The following is a 16,873-nucleotide window of genomic DNA, read 5'->3' on the forward strand; positions in this document are numbered from 1 at the left end:
TATGTGTGTTTGTGTGTTAATATGTGTGTTGTTTGGTGAGAGGGGATGACTTCTTTTGATCATTGTTGCCGTACTATTAGTCATTTGTTCGGGATTGACCCATGCGGTCTGGAATTTGTTCGCGAAGAAAAGCGAGGAGAAGGGCTTGTTTCTATGGGCTATTCTTATCCCCTCCGTCCTCGTGCTTCTTCCCTCATCTTTCATGGAGCTCCTTCATGCACAGCTACCGGTTTCCGGCTGGCTGCTCGTTCTGTTATCCCTCGGGTTGCAGGCCGCCTATGGTCTTCTGCTGACGGAAACCTACAAGCATGGTGATCTGTCCCAGGTGTACCCGCTGATGAGAGGGACGTCGACGCTGCTGATTCCGGCAATTGGCGTGCTATTTCTCGGCGAATCGCTTTCTTTGTGGGGATGGCTGGGGCTCGCTTGCATCATAACCGGAATTTTTCTTATGAGCGGCCGGCTGCTTGGACGTCATAGCGGCCATGCACAGGGGAAGCCCGTAATATTAGCTCTTTCGGTAGGGCTGTGCACGACATGCTACGTCCTTGTCGACAAACTGAATTTGTCCAACCTGTCGCCGTTTACTTTGCTGGAGATTGCCAATATCGGTTTCGTCCTCGGCATTTCCAAGTCGGTCCGTACCGTCCCGCATTGGAAGAAGAAGCTGATGGAGCAATGGAAGGGTGTTGTCGTCGGATCCATTTTGAATCCGGGCTCTTATCTGCTGTTTCTGTACGCCATGAATATTTCCCCTTTGTCCCACATTTCACCGATAAGAGAGGTAGGGATCGTATTCGGAACGATATTGGGGGTCTGGCTGTTAAAAGAAAAACAGGGGTTTCAAAGAATCGTTTCCTCTGCCGTCGTCGCTATGGGCATTATGCTGGTGGCTATTTGGGGCTCTGCAGGTTGATCCGAACATTGGCAAGAGGTTTGGAATAAGATGTGAATATAGTACAAAAATGAATGAATATTGTGGTGCATGCTGCAATGTTCTTTTGTTATATAATAAATGAAAGCGCTTTATGTAAGCGTTTTAATTCGAGTCATAAAACGGTGCAGCAGGTTAAACGTCACCTTGAATCAGTGTCTTTCCTTGCATATTTCATTTTCGGGGGGTCATGGAATGAAAAGAAGAAATCGTGTGATGCTGGCTTCATCCTTAAGTACGCTCTTGATATTGTCCGCCTGCGGAGGCGGGGACGGCGGAGGCTCCAAGGATAATCAACCGGCAGCCAAGGCAGCTAACGAGGTCAAGCGGGATCCTGTAGAAATTACGTTTTACCGTCCTAATACGGGAACGACGGATGAGCAGTTTATGGACTTGATGGGGAAGAAAATTAAAGAGAAGTTTCCGTATGTGACCCCCAAATTTATCCCATTCGGTGCGGGAACGAGCATTAATGAGGTTATAGCCTCCGGGCAGGACCTTGATATTGTCATTCTATCCATAGGCTTCGTCGCCCAGTTCCAAAATTACAACCTTCAGACGGATTTAGGCGAATTTATTAAGAAAACCAATTACGATACAAGCCGTTTGGAAAAATCTATGTTTGATTTCATTAAGGATTATGGCAAAGGAAGCATATTCTCTCTGCCGATCTTTACAACGGCGGAAGTTCTTATGTACAACAAGGATTTGTTTGACAAGTTCGGCGTAGCTTACCCAACGGAGGGCATGACCTGGGACGATCTGTATGAGCTGTCCAAAAAAATGACGCGTACGGAGGGAGGGACGCAATATTACGGTTTTGCAACCTCCGTGTCCCATATGGAGAGGGTGAACCAGCTATCGCTGCCATTCGTTGATCCCCAGACGATGAAGCCTGCGATGGATACGGAGAAATTCAAAATGTTCGCGGAAAATTTCGCGAGGTTTTACAAAATCCCGGGCGCGGTTCTTCCGAAGGAGAAGCACGGGAAGGAGGCCGATCTATTCATCAAGGACCGGACGCTTGCCATGTACGCTTACTTTAACAGCACGATGGTAGGAGCCCCTGCGGATATGAATCTGGATGCCGTACCGCTGCCATCGTTCAAAGAAGCGCCGGGAGTCGGCTCCCAGATGTACCCTACCCTTGCCAGCATCGCCAGCACAAGCAAGCATAAGGATGTTGCCTTTGATATATTGGCTTACCTGACCTCCGATGAGATGCAGGAGAAATTCGCGGCGGACGGCACAGGAATGCCAGTTGTGAACAATCCGAAGCTGATCGAATCGTTCGGCAAGGATGTACCGACGCTGAAAGGGAAAAACATCAAAGCCTTCTATCCGACCAAGCCGGCTCCGATTTCGCCCAAAACCGTCTACGACGATATAGCCGAGAAGCCTACGACTGCAGCGTTCCGTGAGGTTGCTCAGGACTTGAGCGATGCAAACACCGCCTTCCGCAAAGCGGCAGAACAGGCGGCCAAGGATATCGAGGCGGTGAAGAAATAGCGGATCAGCATGGTTAATCGAGTTCAATACACACGGCAGCTTCGAGACTCTCGAAAGCTGCCGTTTTGCGTTGCTGTCATAGTTTTTTCAACACCTCGAATATTTTCAATTCATTGACCGTCGCCACCACTTCAGCCGTACTTTGCATTTTGAATTTTTTCAGGATGCTGCCGACCTGCTTTTTGATCGTTTCGTATTCGACGGTCCGCTCCTCGGATATTTGCTTGCGCGTTTTATTCTCACAGAGAAGCTTGAGCACCTGCAGCTCGCTCGGCGTCAGCTCCGATATAATTTGAATGACATAGAGCAGGCTGGTTTCCGTTTTTTTGATCCGGACGAATTCCTCCCGTATCTTCTCGGCGATCATGGGACGGATGGGGGACCGGTTATGAAAAGCCGAGCGTATGGCCTCTACAATCTCTTCCTTCTCCGCCGTTTTCAGGATGTAATCCATAATGCCGGTTTGAAACGCAGCGAAAATAATATTGTCGTCCTTATGCACCGTCAGCACTATAATTTTAATATGCGGCAGCTTCTCATTAATTTGTTTGGCCGCATGAATGCCCGCTAGCGGATCCTCCATTTCGATATCCATCAGGATAATATCCGGTTGATGCATGGCGGCGTACATGACAGCTTCGTAGCCTGAGCTTGCCGACGCTACACTCTCCATATCCTCACAAGCGGCAATGATACGCTCAAGCCTTCTGCGATGAGCCTCCATATCGTCTACAATCAGTATTTTGATGTGATCCCCGTTCATGAAAGATGCCTCCCCTTTTTCTGGCTGTTGTCGGATGAGGGTATATTTTATTCCCCTGCCTTATCTCGAAATGCTTGAATAAACGGCTTCTGGCTTGGATTTATTCTAAATAACCGGCAAATAAATACGAAATGTGGTCCCTTGCCCCAGCTTGCTGTCGACACTGATCTTGCCGTCATGCCCCGCAACGATTTTGTGACAGTAAGATAGGCCGATCCCCCAGTTATGAATCGACGGCTTGGTCGAGAAGAAGGGGGAGAAGATCCTATCCAGATGCTCCTTTGGCATTCCCGGCCCATTGTCGGTTATGGAGATCATTCCCCAGCTGTCCTGCCGCCCCAGATGAATAACGATCGCTCCATCCGGTGAACCGGCTATCGATTCTAGAGCGTTTTCAATAATGTTAAAAATCGCCTCGGCCATGTGCTGCTGATCGATATAAGCCGCAGGGATTTCGGCACTCGCTACAAACTTGATATCCGCCTGATGGGGACCTTGCTTGACCAGGGAGAGCGCCTCCTTAACAGGAAGATTGAGGCGGCATGGCTGCAGATTCAGCTCAATTGATTTAAGCTTGTGGGCCGCATCGCTTATACTTTCCATTGCTGCAGAGCAAGATTTGAGCATCAAATCCAGGCTGTAGGAAGTATCCTTGTCGTCCGCATGCTTCTCCTTCAAATATTCCGCCTCGGAACGTACGGCTAGCAGATGATTTTTCAATGCATGAGTAAAGGCTCTTGCTCCCAGAGAAGCCGTATCAATGCTTTTATTGATTTGAATGTCTTGATTTTTGTGATACGTCTCTATGGAATTGTATTTAAACACAATAAGCAGCAAAAAGGCCAGCGCCGCAAATACCACATAAGGAAAAACATACAGCGTCAGTGGATAGGAGCCGATTGGCGGCTGAAGGTAATTGTAGTATCCCTGCAGGTACGTTGCTATGACCAGGTTCTTGGGAGCCCATGAAAATAGCAGGAAATGAATCAGGACAACGGGGATCAGGCTCAATATGTGATACAGCGCGTAGTTTTTCAAAAAACGAATCTTCGGATAATTCATATAATAATTGAGCAGCATCCAGAAGGCGATCAGAATAAGCGCATCTCCGGCATAACGGAAGCCGTACTCTCCGATATGAATCGCTGTGCTTAATGACAGCCCCTCCGCAGCGGCATGGTCGACGGCCAAATCCTGAAGCCATATTTGAACACCGGGATCGTAAAATACAAAGGAAATGACGGAGAACAAGGCGATGGCCGCATAAATGTTGGCGTTAGTCCGTTTTCGGGACGTACGGGTAAAGGAAACGGCAAAGCAGAGAAGCGATCCGTTGAACAAAATAATGCCGCCATTCAATAAGCGAATCAGCATGTTGGCGTTAAACTTGGTCAGTACAAGGTAGTTCCACGTGCCCGGACTAAAGTTAAAAAACGTATGAATGATATTGTAATAATAGTTAAATTTACTTAAATACAAAGTAAAGGAAACGAATGAAATGACCCATCCGAGGATGATGCCGAACATAAATCGGGTGGACAGGCTGTTCATTTTACGATAGGTGAGAAGAATCGAACAGACGATAAACAGCAGCGTGAAATAGATCATGTTGAACGACTCCAGATGTCAGAATACGGGTGGATGATAGAGGGGGAATAAAACTTTCACCTTCTGCGACCGGCTCGGGTTCCCCTATACTATAGACAGTGACGAAAGCGTAATCATTATGATAACAAAACAAGGGATGGATGTAAATTGAAAAAACCTATATCGAGGACTTTCAAAGATGGGCGACCGCGTTCAATGGTAGGTTTTAACGCCAATAGGAAAGCTCCTTCATTACGTTCAGGTATTCATGAAGGTAAACTTTCCTATGTGGGGAAAAAAGTGATAGGTGTCGCCTTAGCGGGAACCTTATTAGTAGGCGTAGCAGCAGGCTGCGGGGATAAACCGGCCGAGAATAAAGCCGCGAATAACGGAGCTTCCTCCGATTCGCAAACGGTTAATCTTCGCATGACCATTCTGCCTGACGATCTGGAAACGACCAAGCTGGCCTATGAAGAATTCAAGAAGGAAAACCCGAATATTAACGTCCAATTCGAGACGATTCCTCAAGCGCAATATTATGAAAAACTGCGTCTGCAACTATCCGGCGGCGAAAAGATCGACTTGTTCGGCGGCAATATGGACGTGTTTCTGGATACGGGCATTTTGGAGCCGTTGGACGATTATATCAAGAAGGACAATGTGGATGTTTCCGGTTTCGGTCCACTGTACGACGGCATGAAGGTAAATGACAAAATGTACGGCTTGCCTTACCGCAAATCGAATTACATGCTGTATTACAATAAAACGTTGTTCGACCAGGCGAACGTGCCTTATCCGAAGGCCGATATGACATGGGACGAGTTCCGGGAACTGGCGAAGAAAATGACGAAAGGCGAGGGCGCGAACAAAATTTACGGTGCATACTTGCAGCAATGGGCGCAAACCTGGTATATGCAGGCCGTTCAGACGGGAGCCTCCATCATTGATAAGGATCTGACGCCGTTTAAAAAAGCGCTCCAATTCCGCAAGGATATGGAGAAGGACGGCTCCATCATGCCATGGTCCGAGCAGGTGACGACCTCTGCGCATTACAATTCTGCATTCCAAAAGGGCAATGTTGCGATGAACCTCATCGGTGATTGGCACGTAGCGCAGCTTCGCCAAGCGGAAGCGGATAAGAAAATCAGCTTTGACTGGGATGTTGTACCGATCCCGCATCCGCCGGGCGTAGCCGCGAATACAAGCTTGGCGACTCCGGTATCCATTATGATCAACAAGGATTCGAAGAACAAGGAGGCCGCATTCAAGCTGCTGCAATTTTTGACTGGCGCCAAAGGCGCGAAGGTGTTCGCATCCAAGGGCTTCCTGACCGGCTTCACGAACGATGAAATCCGCAAAGCGTATGTAGGCGACGGCAGCATGAAACCGAAGAACATTCACTACTTCGTGGAACAAAAAGAGTATCCGGAATATCCGCTGCTTCCAGGTGTGAAAAATATCGTCGTCGGCAACATCTATCTGCAGGAAGGCGAGCTGGCGCTGTCCGGCGGTCAAACCGTAGACCAAGCGATTCAAAAGATCGGCGAGCGCGTTCAGAAGGAATGGGCGGATAAATACGCCAAGGATTTCAAAGCAGGCAAAAAATAATTTAGTAGAAAAAGAAAGGTGTTCCCATTTTGTCCTTGATAAAGTGGAATCAGCATAGTTAGTGGGGAAAGATGCTTTCAGCGCGAGTTTTGGCTTATCGTCAACACCATAAAAGAAATTCCAATTGACGATAAACAAGATGTTTGAGCCGGCTGAAGGCATTTTCCCCACGGATAGCTGCACTTTATCAAAGACTAATGGGAACACCAACAACAGGAGGGAGTTGGACCGCATGCAGGCATCCAGAGCGCTAACAAGAAGAAATCGGCTGGTAGGGTATGCTTTTTTGCTCCCTAATATCCTCGGCTTCCTGACGTTCATCTGCTTTCCGGTTATGGCATCATTCGTAATGAGCTTCACCGATTGGAACGGCTTCGGAGATATTACCTTCGCAGGACTTGATAACTATAAAAGACTGATCGGCGACGAATCGTTCCGCATCTCGCTTCTGAACAGTATCGTGATGATGGTCGTATCGGTTCCGCTGACGCTGCTGCTGGCTATATTGGCTGCTGTAGCGCTGAACAAAGGCATCAAAGGGCTCAAAATATTCCGCACTGCGATATTTCTTCCCCATATTACAGCGACCATTGCCGTTGCGGTCGTATGGCAGCTGCTGTTCAACCCGACAATGGGGCCCATCAACGGAATTTTGCGAAGTGTGGGTATCGAGAATCCCCCGGGATGGCTGGCTTCCACCCAGTGGGCGCTGTTCTCGGTCATCATAGTCACGATCTGGCAAAATGTCGGCTATTACATGGTGCTGTATCTTGCGGGTCTTCAAGGGATTCCGAAGGACTTGTACGAAGCGGCGGAGATCGATGGGGCGGGCAAGCTGTCACAGCTCATCAAAATTACGATTCCGATGCTATCGCCGGTCATTTTTTTCACAATTATTATGGGCATCATCAATTCGTTTAAAGTGTTCGATCTGATTTTCCTGCTGACTAAGGGAGGACCGGGGCGCTCGACGCACGTGCTCGTGTACGATATTTACTATACGGCCTTCCAAAGATATGAATACGGCTATGCATCGGCCATGGCTTACGTGATGTTCGCCATTATTGTCCTTATTACCATTATTCAATTCCGCGGCCAGAAAAAATGGGTCAACTACTAACCGACGAACGGGGATGACAAGAGAATGAACTCAGTCGCACAAACTTCCAAACAACCGCATTCTTTGAAGCTGTCCCGCTCGTCTGGAGCGTGGGTGAGTAAAGGATTGCTTTATATCGTGCTGATAGCTGTCGCAGGCTCGATGATTCTGCCGTTCTTGTGGATGATATCGGCATCTTTCAAATCGGAGGCAGAGGTGTTCGGGTTTCCGATCCAGTGGATACCGAGTACGTTCTACTTCTCGAACTATTCGAAGGTATGGCAGGATCTTCCGTTTTTTACTTACTATTTGAACACGATCAAAATTGCCGTCAGCACGACGCTGCTGCAGATTATCACCTGCTCCATGGCCGCTTATGCCTTTGCCAAGGTAAGGTTCCCGGAGCGGGACAAATTGTTCTTCTTATATATCACGACGATGATGATACCGTTCCAGGTGATGATGATTCCGCAGTTTTTGCTGATGAAGCATTTCGGGCTGTTAAACTCGCATTGGGCGCTTATTTTGCTTGGAGCCTTCAGTCCGTTCGGCGTCTTCTTATTCAGGCAGTTTTATATGTCGATTCCTGAGGAGCTGTCGGAAGCGGCTCGTATCGACGGGTTGAGTGAGTTCGGTATTTTTGCCCGAATCATTATGCCTTTGACACGTCCTGCTATCGCAAGCCTTACGATCTTTACCTTCATGCATTCGTGGAACGACTTCCTCGGGCCGCTCATTTATTTGAACGACGATAAGTTATTTACGCTGCAGCTCGGGATGCAGCATTTCCAGACAGAGCATGCGACGGAATACGCGCCACTGATGGCTGCCGCCGTATGTGCCATTATTCCTACCATCATCATTTACTTTATGGCGCAGGATCATTTCGTGGAAGGCATTTCCGCCGGAGCCGTGAAAGGGTGATAGGCTGTGATGAGTGACGCGCAAAAGCGAAACAGGCCGAATATCGTCTACATTTTCGCCGATCAATGGCGCAGGCAGGCTGTCGGCTTTCGGCAGGAGGACGTGGTGTGGACGCCGAATATCGATGCTTTCGCCAAAGAAAGTCTGGTCTTCGACCATGCCGTTAGCTGTACGCCTCTGTGCTCGCCGCATCGGGCGGCTTTAATGACGGGAACGTATCCGCAGACGAACGGGGTGTATACGAACTGCAAGCTTGGCGCAGATATTGCGCTTCGCGAGGATGCGGTAGGAATCGGAGATGTTCTTAAGCAGGGTGGATACCGTACTGGCTATATCGGTAAGTGGCATCTGGACCTGCCGGAGCAAAATGTGACAGAGCATCCTGTCTCCGGCGCTGCTGGCTGGGATGCTTACACACCTCCGGGTCTCAAAAGACACGGCTTCGATTACTGGTATTCCTATGGAACGTATGACGAGCATTTGACGCCCCATTATTGGAAGGACACGCCGGAGATGATTCAGGTCAACCAATGGTCCGTCGAGCACGAAACCGATATGGCGATAAGCTATTTGCGTGGGCAAAGCGGTCAAGAAGCTCCATTCGCATTGTTCTTGTCGTGGAATCCTCCGCATAGTCCTTTTGATCAAGTGCCGGAAAAGTATAAAGAGCGGTATAGGGACGTTCCGTTGAAGTGGCGTCCCAATGTGAAAGCAGAGGGGCTAGCCGCCCATACAGGTGAACCCATCGAGGACGGGATGGACAATCTGGAGCGGTATATGAGGGATTATTGTGCGGCCGTTACGGGAATCGACGAACAGTTCGGAAGGATCGTGCGCGAGTTAAAGGAGCTTGGTCTGGAGCAAAATACATTGATCGTGCTGTCTTCGGATCACGGCGAGCTGATGGGAGCACACGGATTAATGGCCAAGCATTCGTGGCATGAGGAATCGATCGGCATTCCTTGCCTTATGAAATGGCCGGAGAAGATACAAGCAGGAAGAACGGATTTGCTGTTCAATAGCGTAGATATTATGCCGACGCTGCTGGGGCTTGCGGGACTGGAGGTTCCAACAACGGTAGAAGGTAGTGACTATTCTCGCGCCGTGCTTGGACTGGAGCCCGCTTCGAACAATCCCGCTTTCCTGTGTGCCTTTCCAGGCCGCAAAGATGTGATGGAGCAATTCGCCGCCCAGGGGCTGGATAATAAACGATACGGGTGGAGAGCGGTACGGACCCTGCAATACACATATGTCGTGCATCGGGGGTACTCCGCGGTAGATCCGAATTTTTGCTTGAGGCTGCTGTATGATCTGAAGGAGGACCCTTATCAGCTGAACCCGCTGCCATTGCAAAAAGCATCCCAGCACCCTGTGGCACAGCAGTTGAACGCGGAGCTTCAAGCCTGGCTCCTAAGGATGGACGATCCTCTTGAATTATAGCTGCTCAAGTAAGTGGGGCTGCGAGGCAGAAGCCAGCAGGAATAACCTGATCACGTCTTCCCCGCTTCCAATTGGGCATCGAAGGCAGTTTCTACCCTAGCGGCCAAAGGGATACTGGAAGGAAGCGGCATACTACAAAGCACTTTAAGCGGCCTTATCATCCTAAAATGCAAACAAGCAGCAGAGCCTGATCACAGGTTCCGCTGCTTGTTTGCTTTTAAACGTGCTGAATTTTAATCAAATTGGTGGAGCCAGATTGCCCTACAGGCACTCCCGCGGATACGACAACAAGGTCGCCGGATTCAATGAGACCAGTCTGTAAGCCGGCCTGCAGTGCCGATTCGAACATGGCGTCGGTCGATTCCACTTTAGGTCCCAGAACCGGAGTTACTCCCCAGCACAGCGTAAGTCTGCGCTGCACCCAGTCATTCGCCGTTACGGCGATAATAGGCGATTTAGGACGGTACTTGGATACCATTCTTGCGCTAAAGCCGCTTTCTGTCGGGGTAAGGATGGCTTTGGCGTTCAAGTCGAGCGACGAGCCTACGGCAGCCCGGCTGATGACTTCCGTAATATTCGTTTTGCGGAGCTCCGACTTGCTGCCCAGCATTTCCTCATAAGGCAGCACTTCCTCGATATTCGCGGCGATAGCAGCCATGGTGCGTACGGATTCGACCGGGTACTTGCCTGCGGCGGTTTCACCGGACAGCATCAAGACGTCGGTTCCATCATATACGGCGTTGGCTACGTCGCTTGCTTCAGCGCGCGTAGGACGAGGGTTCGATTGCATCGAATCGAGCATATGTGTTGCGGTAATAACCGTTTTGCCGACCGCGTTGCTTTTTTGAATCATTTGCTTTTGAATGATCGGCACGTCTTCGACTGGAATTTCTACCCCGAGGTCACCCCGAGCGACCATAAGCCCGTCGGATGCTTCCAGAATTTCGTCCAGATTGATGACGCCTTCCTCATTTTCGATTTTTGAAATGATTTGAATGTGGGTAGCCTTCTTTTCCTCAAGAATACGCCGGATTTCCATAATGTCGCTTGCTTTGCGGACGAAGGAAGCGGCGATAAAGTCGACATTCTGCTCGACTGCGAATTGAATGTGCTGGACGTCTCTTTCCGTTACGCCTGGCAGCGAGGTACGCACACCCGGCAAGTTGACGCCCTTGCGCGACTTGACTACACCGCCGTTCAAAATACGGCATTCAATCTCCGTGCCTTGGATCGACTCAACCTTCAGCTCGATCAAGCCGTCATCGATCAAGATGCGCGAGCCTACCGTCACATCCTGCGTCAGCTGCGGGTAGGACACGGAAATGCGTTTGGCCGTTCCTTTGACTTGTTCGGTCGTCAATGTGATCGTATCGTCTGTACGCAGCTCGTAAGAGGGCTCCTCCAACAGGCCGGTACGAATTTCGGGTCCTTTAATATCGATAAGAATGGAGACCGTCGCCCCCAGCTCTTCAGCCGCCTGGCGAACTCTTGCGATTCTTCCGGCATGATCGGACAGCTCTCCATGAGCCATATTAATACGGGCGCCGTTCATCCCGGATCGGATCAATTCCTTCAGCGTTTCTACGGAGTCACAGGCAGGTCCCATCGTGCATAATATTTTTGTTTTGCGTGTCATCGTTTGTTCCACTCCTCTGTATTGATGCTGTTGAACCTCATTGTAGGGAAATTTGTCGAATAATACTATGAAACATAGTACGCTAAATGTATAATAGTATGATAATATTGGAGTGAGTTTTGCATAATAAACAGCCATGCAGCCTATGAGGGGAAAGGAGTCGTCGTATGATTTACATCCAAACGGTTCGTCAGGATACAGGGGTCCATTGGTTTGAGGAGCATGAGGAGGGAACTCCATATGATGTCCTGGTTCTCGTAAGCTACGGCAAATGCCTGTATTGGGTTAACCACGAGAAGGTGATGCTGGAAAAGGGGGATTTGCTGCTAATCCCGAGCGGGGTTCCTTTTTATGGAAAAAGCATCCCTACAGTAACCCACGAGAAGTACGTCGTATCGTTCCTGAAGGACGGCTCGTCCCCCTTGCTGCCGCTGCTAACGGCCAATGAATTTTGCAAATGGAAGACCGGGAAATATGAGCTGCTGTACCAGCGATTCCGGATGATGAACGAGGAGTGGAAGGAACGGCTTCCTTACCGTGAGGCGATGTGCCAGTCGCTGGCTCTGGAAATTTTGACCCACTGGAACCGGGAGTTGGATGAGGGAAAGCCGTCGTCGGCCAAAGAACAGCATGTCGAGCGGATGAAGTCATATATTCAGAACCATTACCGGGAGAAGGTGACGAAGGAAGATTTGGGGGAGGTCATCGACAAGAGCCCCAATTACGCCGCCGCGCTGTTCAGCGGAGTCACCGGCCAGACCATCGGCGAATACGTTCATGGCCTGCGGATGAAAACCGCGATTTACCTGCTGACCCACTCGCAGCGCACTATCGGCGATATTTCGGACTATTTGGGCTACTGTGATCCGTCTTATTTTCACCGGGTGTTCAAACGGGAAACCGGAACATCTCCTGCCGCTTATACGAAGGAAAGAGAGACGCCCCCTCAGTAACTCCGGCTGTACAATAGTGTATTTCCCCTATTCAATGAAAAAAAAGCCCTATAGGTTCATAGGAAAAATGTGGTTAATCTGTAGGTGCAGCCTATCCTGATTATTCAGGAAAGCGGCTCACTGCGGCTGCAGCGGAACAATGAGCGAGATGAAAGGAGGCCAATATTGTAAGCGTTATCATAATGGCTATTCGTTCGAAGCCACGACTATTTTCCGTAGGGAGGTAACTTTATTGAACGTGAGAAAGCTGCTTTGCTCGTCCTTGCTGTTTGCTGCAATACTGGCTTCATCCTTCCCGGCTTATGCTGCTGATCCGCCGGAGGCAAGCCAAGGCATACCGGCATTCCCCGGTGCGGAAGGCGGGGGGATGTATACTACAGGCGGTCGCGGGGGAACGGTGTATGAGGTCACGAACCTGAATGATTCCGGTCCCGGCTCGTTGCGCGATGCGGTAAGTCAGAGCAACCGGACCATCGTGTTCCGCGTGTCCGGCAACATTCAGCTCCAGTCGTCGCTTACAATCACGGGCTCGAATCTGACGATAGCCGGACAGACGGCCCCCGGCGACGGGATCAGCATTAATAATTATTCTGTCTACGTGAAGGCAGACAATATCATTATGAGGTATTTGCGTTTCCGGATGGGAGACGAGTCTCCGGCGGAAGGCGATTCGATGTCGATTGACGGTCGCAAGAACATTATTATCGACCACTGTTCCTTCGAATGGGCGATTGATGAGGTGCTGTCACCTCAGACCACGGATAACCTGACGGTGCAGTGGTCCATTATCGGGGAAGCCTTGCATATGTCCAAGCATGAAAAAGGACGCCACGGCTTCGGCGGCTTGTGGGGCGCCGGCAACACGTCCTATCATCACAATTTGCTGGTGCATAACAGCAGCCGCAACCCCCGTTTTAAAGGCAGAACGGAAGAAGACAAGCGAAGTCTCGATTACCGTAACAACGTCGTCTACAACTGGAACTATAAGACGGCATACGGCGGCGGCAGCGCGAATGTGAACATGATCAACAACTATAATAAATACGGACCGGATACGCTTCTTACCAAAAGAGACCTGGTGCTCGATGAGCTCGGCTTGAACGGGCAATGGTACATTGACGGCAACTATATCGACGGATCGCCGGAAGTAACGGCGGATAACTGGCTGGGGGTTCAGGAGTTTACTCCTACCAATACAAGACTGTATTCGCCGGTTCCGGCTTATCCGGTAACGACCCATACGCCGGAGGAAGCGTATAAGCTGGTGCTCGAGCAAGCCGGGGCTATTCTGCCTAAACGCGATTCCGTCGACGCCCGGATCATCCATGACGTTATTAACCGTACAGGCAGACAAATCAACTCGCCGGCCGAGGTCGGAGGATGGCCTGTCTTGAACAGTGCTCCTGCTCCTGAAGACTCGGATCATGACGGGATGCCGGACGAGTGGGAGCTGGCTCACGGGCTTAATCCGAACGATCCGTAGGACCGCAACGGCCAAATGAATGGCGACGGATACACGAATTTGGAAAATTATTTGAATTCGATCGCCGGCAGCGGCTCCCTCAACCCGGTTGTTCAGATTACAAACCCATCGGTCAATACGATTACAGACAAGGGCGCAACGATCACCATCAACGCGGAAGCGTCGGATCCTGATGGCACGATTAGCAAAGTGGAGTTTTATCGCAATAATGTGAAGCTGGGAGAGGATGATACGGCTCCGTATCAGTTCATTTGGCCGGATGTACCGGAAGGAACGTATTTTCTTGTGGCCAAAGCGATAGATAATTCGGGAACCTCGACTGATTCCGATGCAGTTCCTGTCCATATTAATCAGTCTGGTGATATTGCGCCATGGACTGCTGTAGATATCGGAACTCCAGGGCTGCCCGGGCACTCAAATCTGAATGACGGTGTCTTCACGGTCAAGAGCTCCGGGAATATCTCGGTAAATCCGGAATCCTTCCAGTACGCCTATCAAAAGCTCGTCGGCGACGGGCAATTGGTAGCTCGTATCGATAAAATTACCCATACCACCCCGTTGGCAAAAGCCGGCGTCATGATCCGTGAAAAGCTGATACCGGGATCCCGTATGGCACTTATGGGCTTGGCGGTTCGAGGGGATGGACACGTAGCGGAGTTTTACAGCAGAGATACCGAGGGAGCTTCCGTAGCGGAAACCCCGCCTTTGCCTTCGATCAATCCTCCGTATTATGTGAAGATTGTCAAGTTCGGCGGCACGGTCACAGGCTATATTTCGCAAGAAGGAACGAATTGGATGACCATCCGATCGATGCCGCTGGACGCGAATGAAGTGTACATTGGCTTGATGGCCGACGCGGCCAAAGAAAATAACCTGATCGAAAACTATAACAAATCGCTCTTTTCGCAGGTCCAATTGGAACCGATTGCTCCAGTCCCTTACCGTCCGACAGGGGTCACGGTATCCCGCGGCACGTCGGATCTGCTGGTATCCTGGTCGGCGGCCGAACGGGCGACCGGTTATCAGGTGAAACGCAGCTTGACGCCGGGAGGTCCTTACACGACGATAGCAACTGTCTCGTCACTTGAATACCTGGATGAGCAGGTCGAGCCGGGGGTGAACTATTTCTACGTCATTAAAGCGGTGAATGGTTCCGGAGAAAGTCTGGAATATTCTGAGGAACGCAACGGAGCGCTGCTCGGTACGCCGGCTGAGGTGGTCCTTATTCATGATGATTTTGAAGGCATGAATGCAGGAGAGCAGCCGGCAGGCTACGACAGCCGACCGATTCCGGGAATCGATCAGAATCATATCCTGGTGGATGAAGTCCCGGCATCTCCGGGAGGGAATACCTCCCAAAAGCTGCTGAACTTGTACGACGACAGCACAAGCCAGACCAGGGCGTCCAAAGCGTTTCCGGCGCAGACGGGAACCGTCATTGCCGAAGTGGATGTCATGCAAACGGCCGGCGCAGACTACCCGAGAGTACTGAGACTGCTGGATACCGCATTCGGCAAGCAGTACGTCGAGATTTTCTCCGGCTACGGAGCCGGATGCCCGACGGCCTACTGCTTCTATTACCGGAACAACGATATAAGCAACGGCAAGGCGGTGCCGTTGCCGGCCAACAATGAATTTAAGCCTAACACCTGGTATCATGTGAAGGTGGTAGCGGATATCCGGATGCAAATGGCGGATGTGTTCATAAATGGAACTTCAGCAGGCACCATTCCATTCCATAAGGATAAAGGATGGCCTGACGCTGCAAAGCTAAGCGCCATTGATTTCTTGTCCTCCGCCAAAGATAAAGTAAATGAATATATCGATAATGTTCGTATCGGGGTTCCGTCCATGGGAGCACCGGCTGGGGTAACGACCGCGGTATACGGCAATTCAGCCCAAATCAGCTGGTCGGCCTTGCCGGGAGCGACTTCCTATAATCTGTACCGAAGTGAAGGAGATGGACGGTTCCGCTGGCTGGCTTCGACACAAACCGACTTAAGCTACACAGATCAAGGATTAGCCTATGACAAAACGTATACTTACGCTGTAGCAGCAGTGAATCATACGATTGAAGGAGATTATTCCGCGGCGGTATCGGTCACGCCAGTCGGTCCTCTTGTCCTGCATGTGGACCAACAGAGCGGCTCGCTTACGCAGTCCTCTTATACCATTACAGGCAGCATTAACCGTATGGCGACCGTCAAGGTGAACGGAAATGCGGTGCAGGTTAGCGCGGATTTGAAGTTCTCCAGTACGCTGAATCTGAACCATGGCGGCAATACAGTCAGGATAGAGGCAGCAGACGCGGCGGGCGTCCAGGCCGAGCCGGTGCTTCTTACCTTGTTTGTCGATTCGGTAGCGCCGGTCATAAGCTTGAATCAGCACAACGGGTCCGTTACCGCTGCGGTGTATACGATCTCCGGAACGATCAGCGAGCCGGGGAAAGTGTATATTAACGGCAAGGAGACCGCAGTCGATGCACGGCTTGGTTTCACGCAGCAGGTCAATCTGGTCAAAGGGCCAAACGAATTTATGGTTACGGCTGTCGATGCATTAGGCAATAAAGCGGAACCTATAACGCTCATCATTACGTACGATACTGTGAAGCCTGTCGTCATCATTAGTAATCCTCATGGCGGTCCGGGTAACGGGAAGGATGATCAGCTCGAGGCAGGAAATTACACGCTGACAGGGAAAATCAGCGAGCCGGGGAGCGTGACGGCAAACGGTATAGCCGCACAAGTAAACGCAGATTTGAGCTACTCCGTCGTTGTGCCGCTTAAGCAAGGAAGAAACCGAATCATTGTTGAAAGCACTGACCTGGCCGGCAACCGTTCCGATCCGGTTGTATGGGAGGTTGTCGCCACCAAGCGCGGAGCTTCCAACGGACAGGGACCCAAAGAATAAAGACAGGGCGGCTGACGAGTGCAGCCG

Annotated in this window: 12 protein-coding genes; 9 read left to right on the forward strand and 3 right to left on the reverse strand. The window is 50.4% G+C overall.

Going from position 1 to position 16,873, the window contains the following annotated elements:
- The first annotated feature begins 55 nt into the window (after positions 1 to 55).
- Positions 56 to 916: an SMR family transporter gene (locus GGC63_RS22010; RefSeq protein ID WP_192704135.1), complete on the forward strand. Its 861-nt coding sequence runs from the start codon at positions 56 to 58 to the stop codon at positions 914 to 916.
- A 213-nt stretch (positions 917 to 1,129) separates the two neighbouring features.
- The gene (locus GGC63_RS22015; protein ID WP_192704136.1) at positions 1,130 to 2,443 is read left to right on the forward strand and encodes an ABC transporter substrate-binding protein; all 1,314 of its coding nucleotides are present in this window, start codon (positions 1,130 to 1,132) and stop codon (positions 2,441 to 2,443) included.
- A 76-nt stretch (positions 2,444 to 2,519) separates the two neighbouring features.
- Here the strand turns inward: GGC63_RS22015 and GGC63_RS22020 are convergent, their stop codons facing one another.
- Both GGC63_RS22020 and GGC63_RS22025 read right to left on the reverse strand, forming a co-directional pair.
- On the reverse strand, positions 2,520 to 3,206 hold the full coding sequence (locus GGC63_RS22020; protein WP_079909909.1) for a response regulator transcription factor: 687 nt from the start codon (positions 3,204 to 3,206) through the stop codon (positions 2,520 to 2,522).
- 105 nt (positions 3,207 to 3,311) lie between these two features.
- Complete coding sequence (locus GGC63_RS22025; protein WP_192704137.1) at positions 3,312 to 4,814, reverse strand: ATP-binding protein; 1,503 nt, start codon at positions 4,812 to 4,814, stop codon at positions 3,312 to 3,314.
- A 267-nt stretch (positions 4,815 to 5,081) separates the two neighbouring features.
- Here GGC63_RS22025 and GGC63_RS22030 point away from each other — a divergent pair, with 267 nt between their 5' ends.
- The 4 genes from GGC63_RS22030 (at position 5,082) to GGC63_RS22045 (ending at position 9,864) form a co-directional block, all read left to right on the forward strand.
- Positions 5,082 to 6,401 carry a sugar ABC transporter substrate-binding protein gene (locus GGC63_RS22030; protein ID WP_318781108.1) on the forward strand — a complete coding sequence of 440 codons (1,320 nt, stop codon included), beginning with the start codon at positions 5,082 to 5,084 and terminating at the stop codon, positions 6,399 to 6,401.
- Between the two features lie 232 nt (positions 6,402 to 6,633).
- Complete coding sequence (locus GGC63_RS22035; RefSeq protein ID WP_079909912.1) at positions 6,634 to 7,521, forward strand: carbohydrate ABC transporter permease; 888 nt, start codon at positions 6,634 to 6,636, stop codon at positions 7,519 to 7,521.
- Positions 7,522 to 7,545: 24 nt separating this feature from the next.
- Positions 7,546 to 8,424 (forward strand): carbohydrate ABC transporter permease, encoded by an 879-nt coding sequence (locus tag GGC63_RS22040; RefSeq protein ID WP_079909913.1) that lies wholly within the window; start codon positions 7,546 to 7,548, stop codon positions 8,422 to 8,424.
- 9 nt (positions 8,425 to 8,433) lie between these two features.
- On the forward strand, positions 8,434 to 9,864 hold the full coding sequence (locus tag GGC63_RS22045; protein WP_192704138.1) for a sulfatase: 1,431 nt from the start codon (positions 8,434 to 8,436) through the stop codon (positions 9,862 to 9,864).
- Positions 9,865 to 10,081: 217 nt separating this feature from the next.
- On the opposite strand, the gene pyk is transcribed toward GGC63_RS22045, so the two are convergent.
- On the reverse strand, positions 10,082 to 11,500 hold the full coding sequence (gene pyk / locus GGC63_RS22050) for a pyruvate kinase (protein WP_192704139.1): 1,419 nt from the start codon (positions 11,498 to 11,500) through the stop codon (positions 10,082 to 10,084).
- Between the two features lie 167 nt (positions 11,501 to 11,667).
- On the opposite strand from pyk, the gene GGC63_RS22055 reads away from it, so the two are divergent.
- From GGC63_RS22055 to GGC63_RS22065, 3 genes are all read left to right on the forward strand, one after another.
- Positions 11,668 to 12,453, forward strand: a complete 786-nt coding sequence (locus GGC63_RS22055; protein WP_192704140.1) for an AraC family transcriptional regulator — start codon at positions 11,668 to 11,670, stop codon at positions 12,451 to 12,453.
- Positions 12,454 to 12,691: 238 nt separating this feature from the next.
- Complete coding sequence (locus GGC63_RS22060; protein WP_318781110.1) at positions 12,692 to 13,936, forward strand: hypothetical protein; 1,245 nt, start codon at positions 12,692 to 12,694, stop codon at positions 13,934 to 13,936.
- Between the two features lie 15 nt (positions 13,937 to 13,951).
- On the forward strand, positions 13,952 to 16,846 hold the full coding sequence (locus tag GGC63_RS22065) for an Ig-like domain-containing protein (RefSeq protein WP_192704142.1): 2,895 nt from the start codon (positions 13,952 to 13,954) through the stop codon (positions 16,844 to 16,846).
- Positions 16,847 to 16,873: the final 27 nt, after the last annotated feature.

Source organism: Paenibacillus sp. OAS669 (assembly GCF_014873645.1).
Lineage (GTDB): Bacteria > Bacillota > Bacilli > Paenibacillales > NBRC-103111 > Paenibacillus_S > Paenibacillus_S vulneris.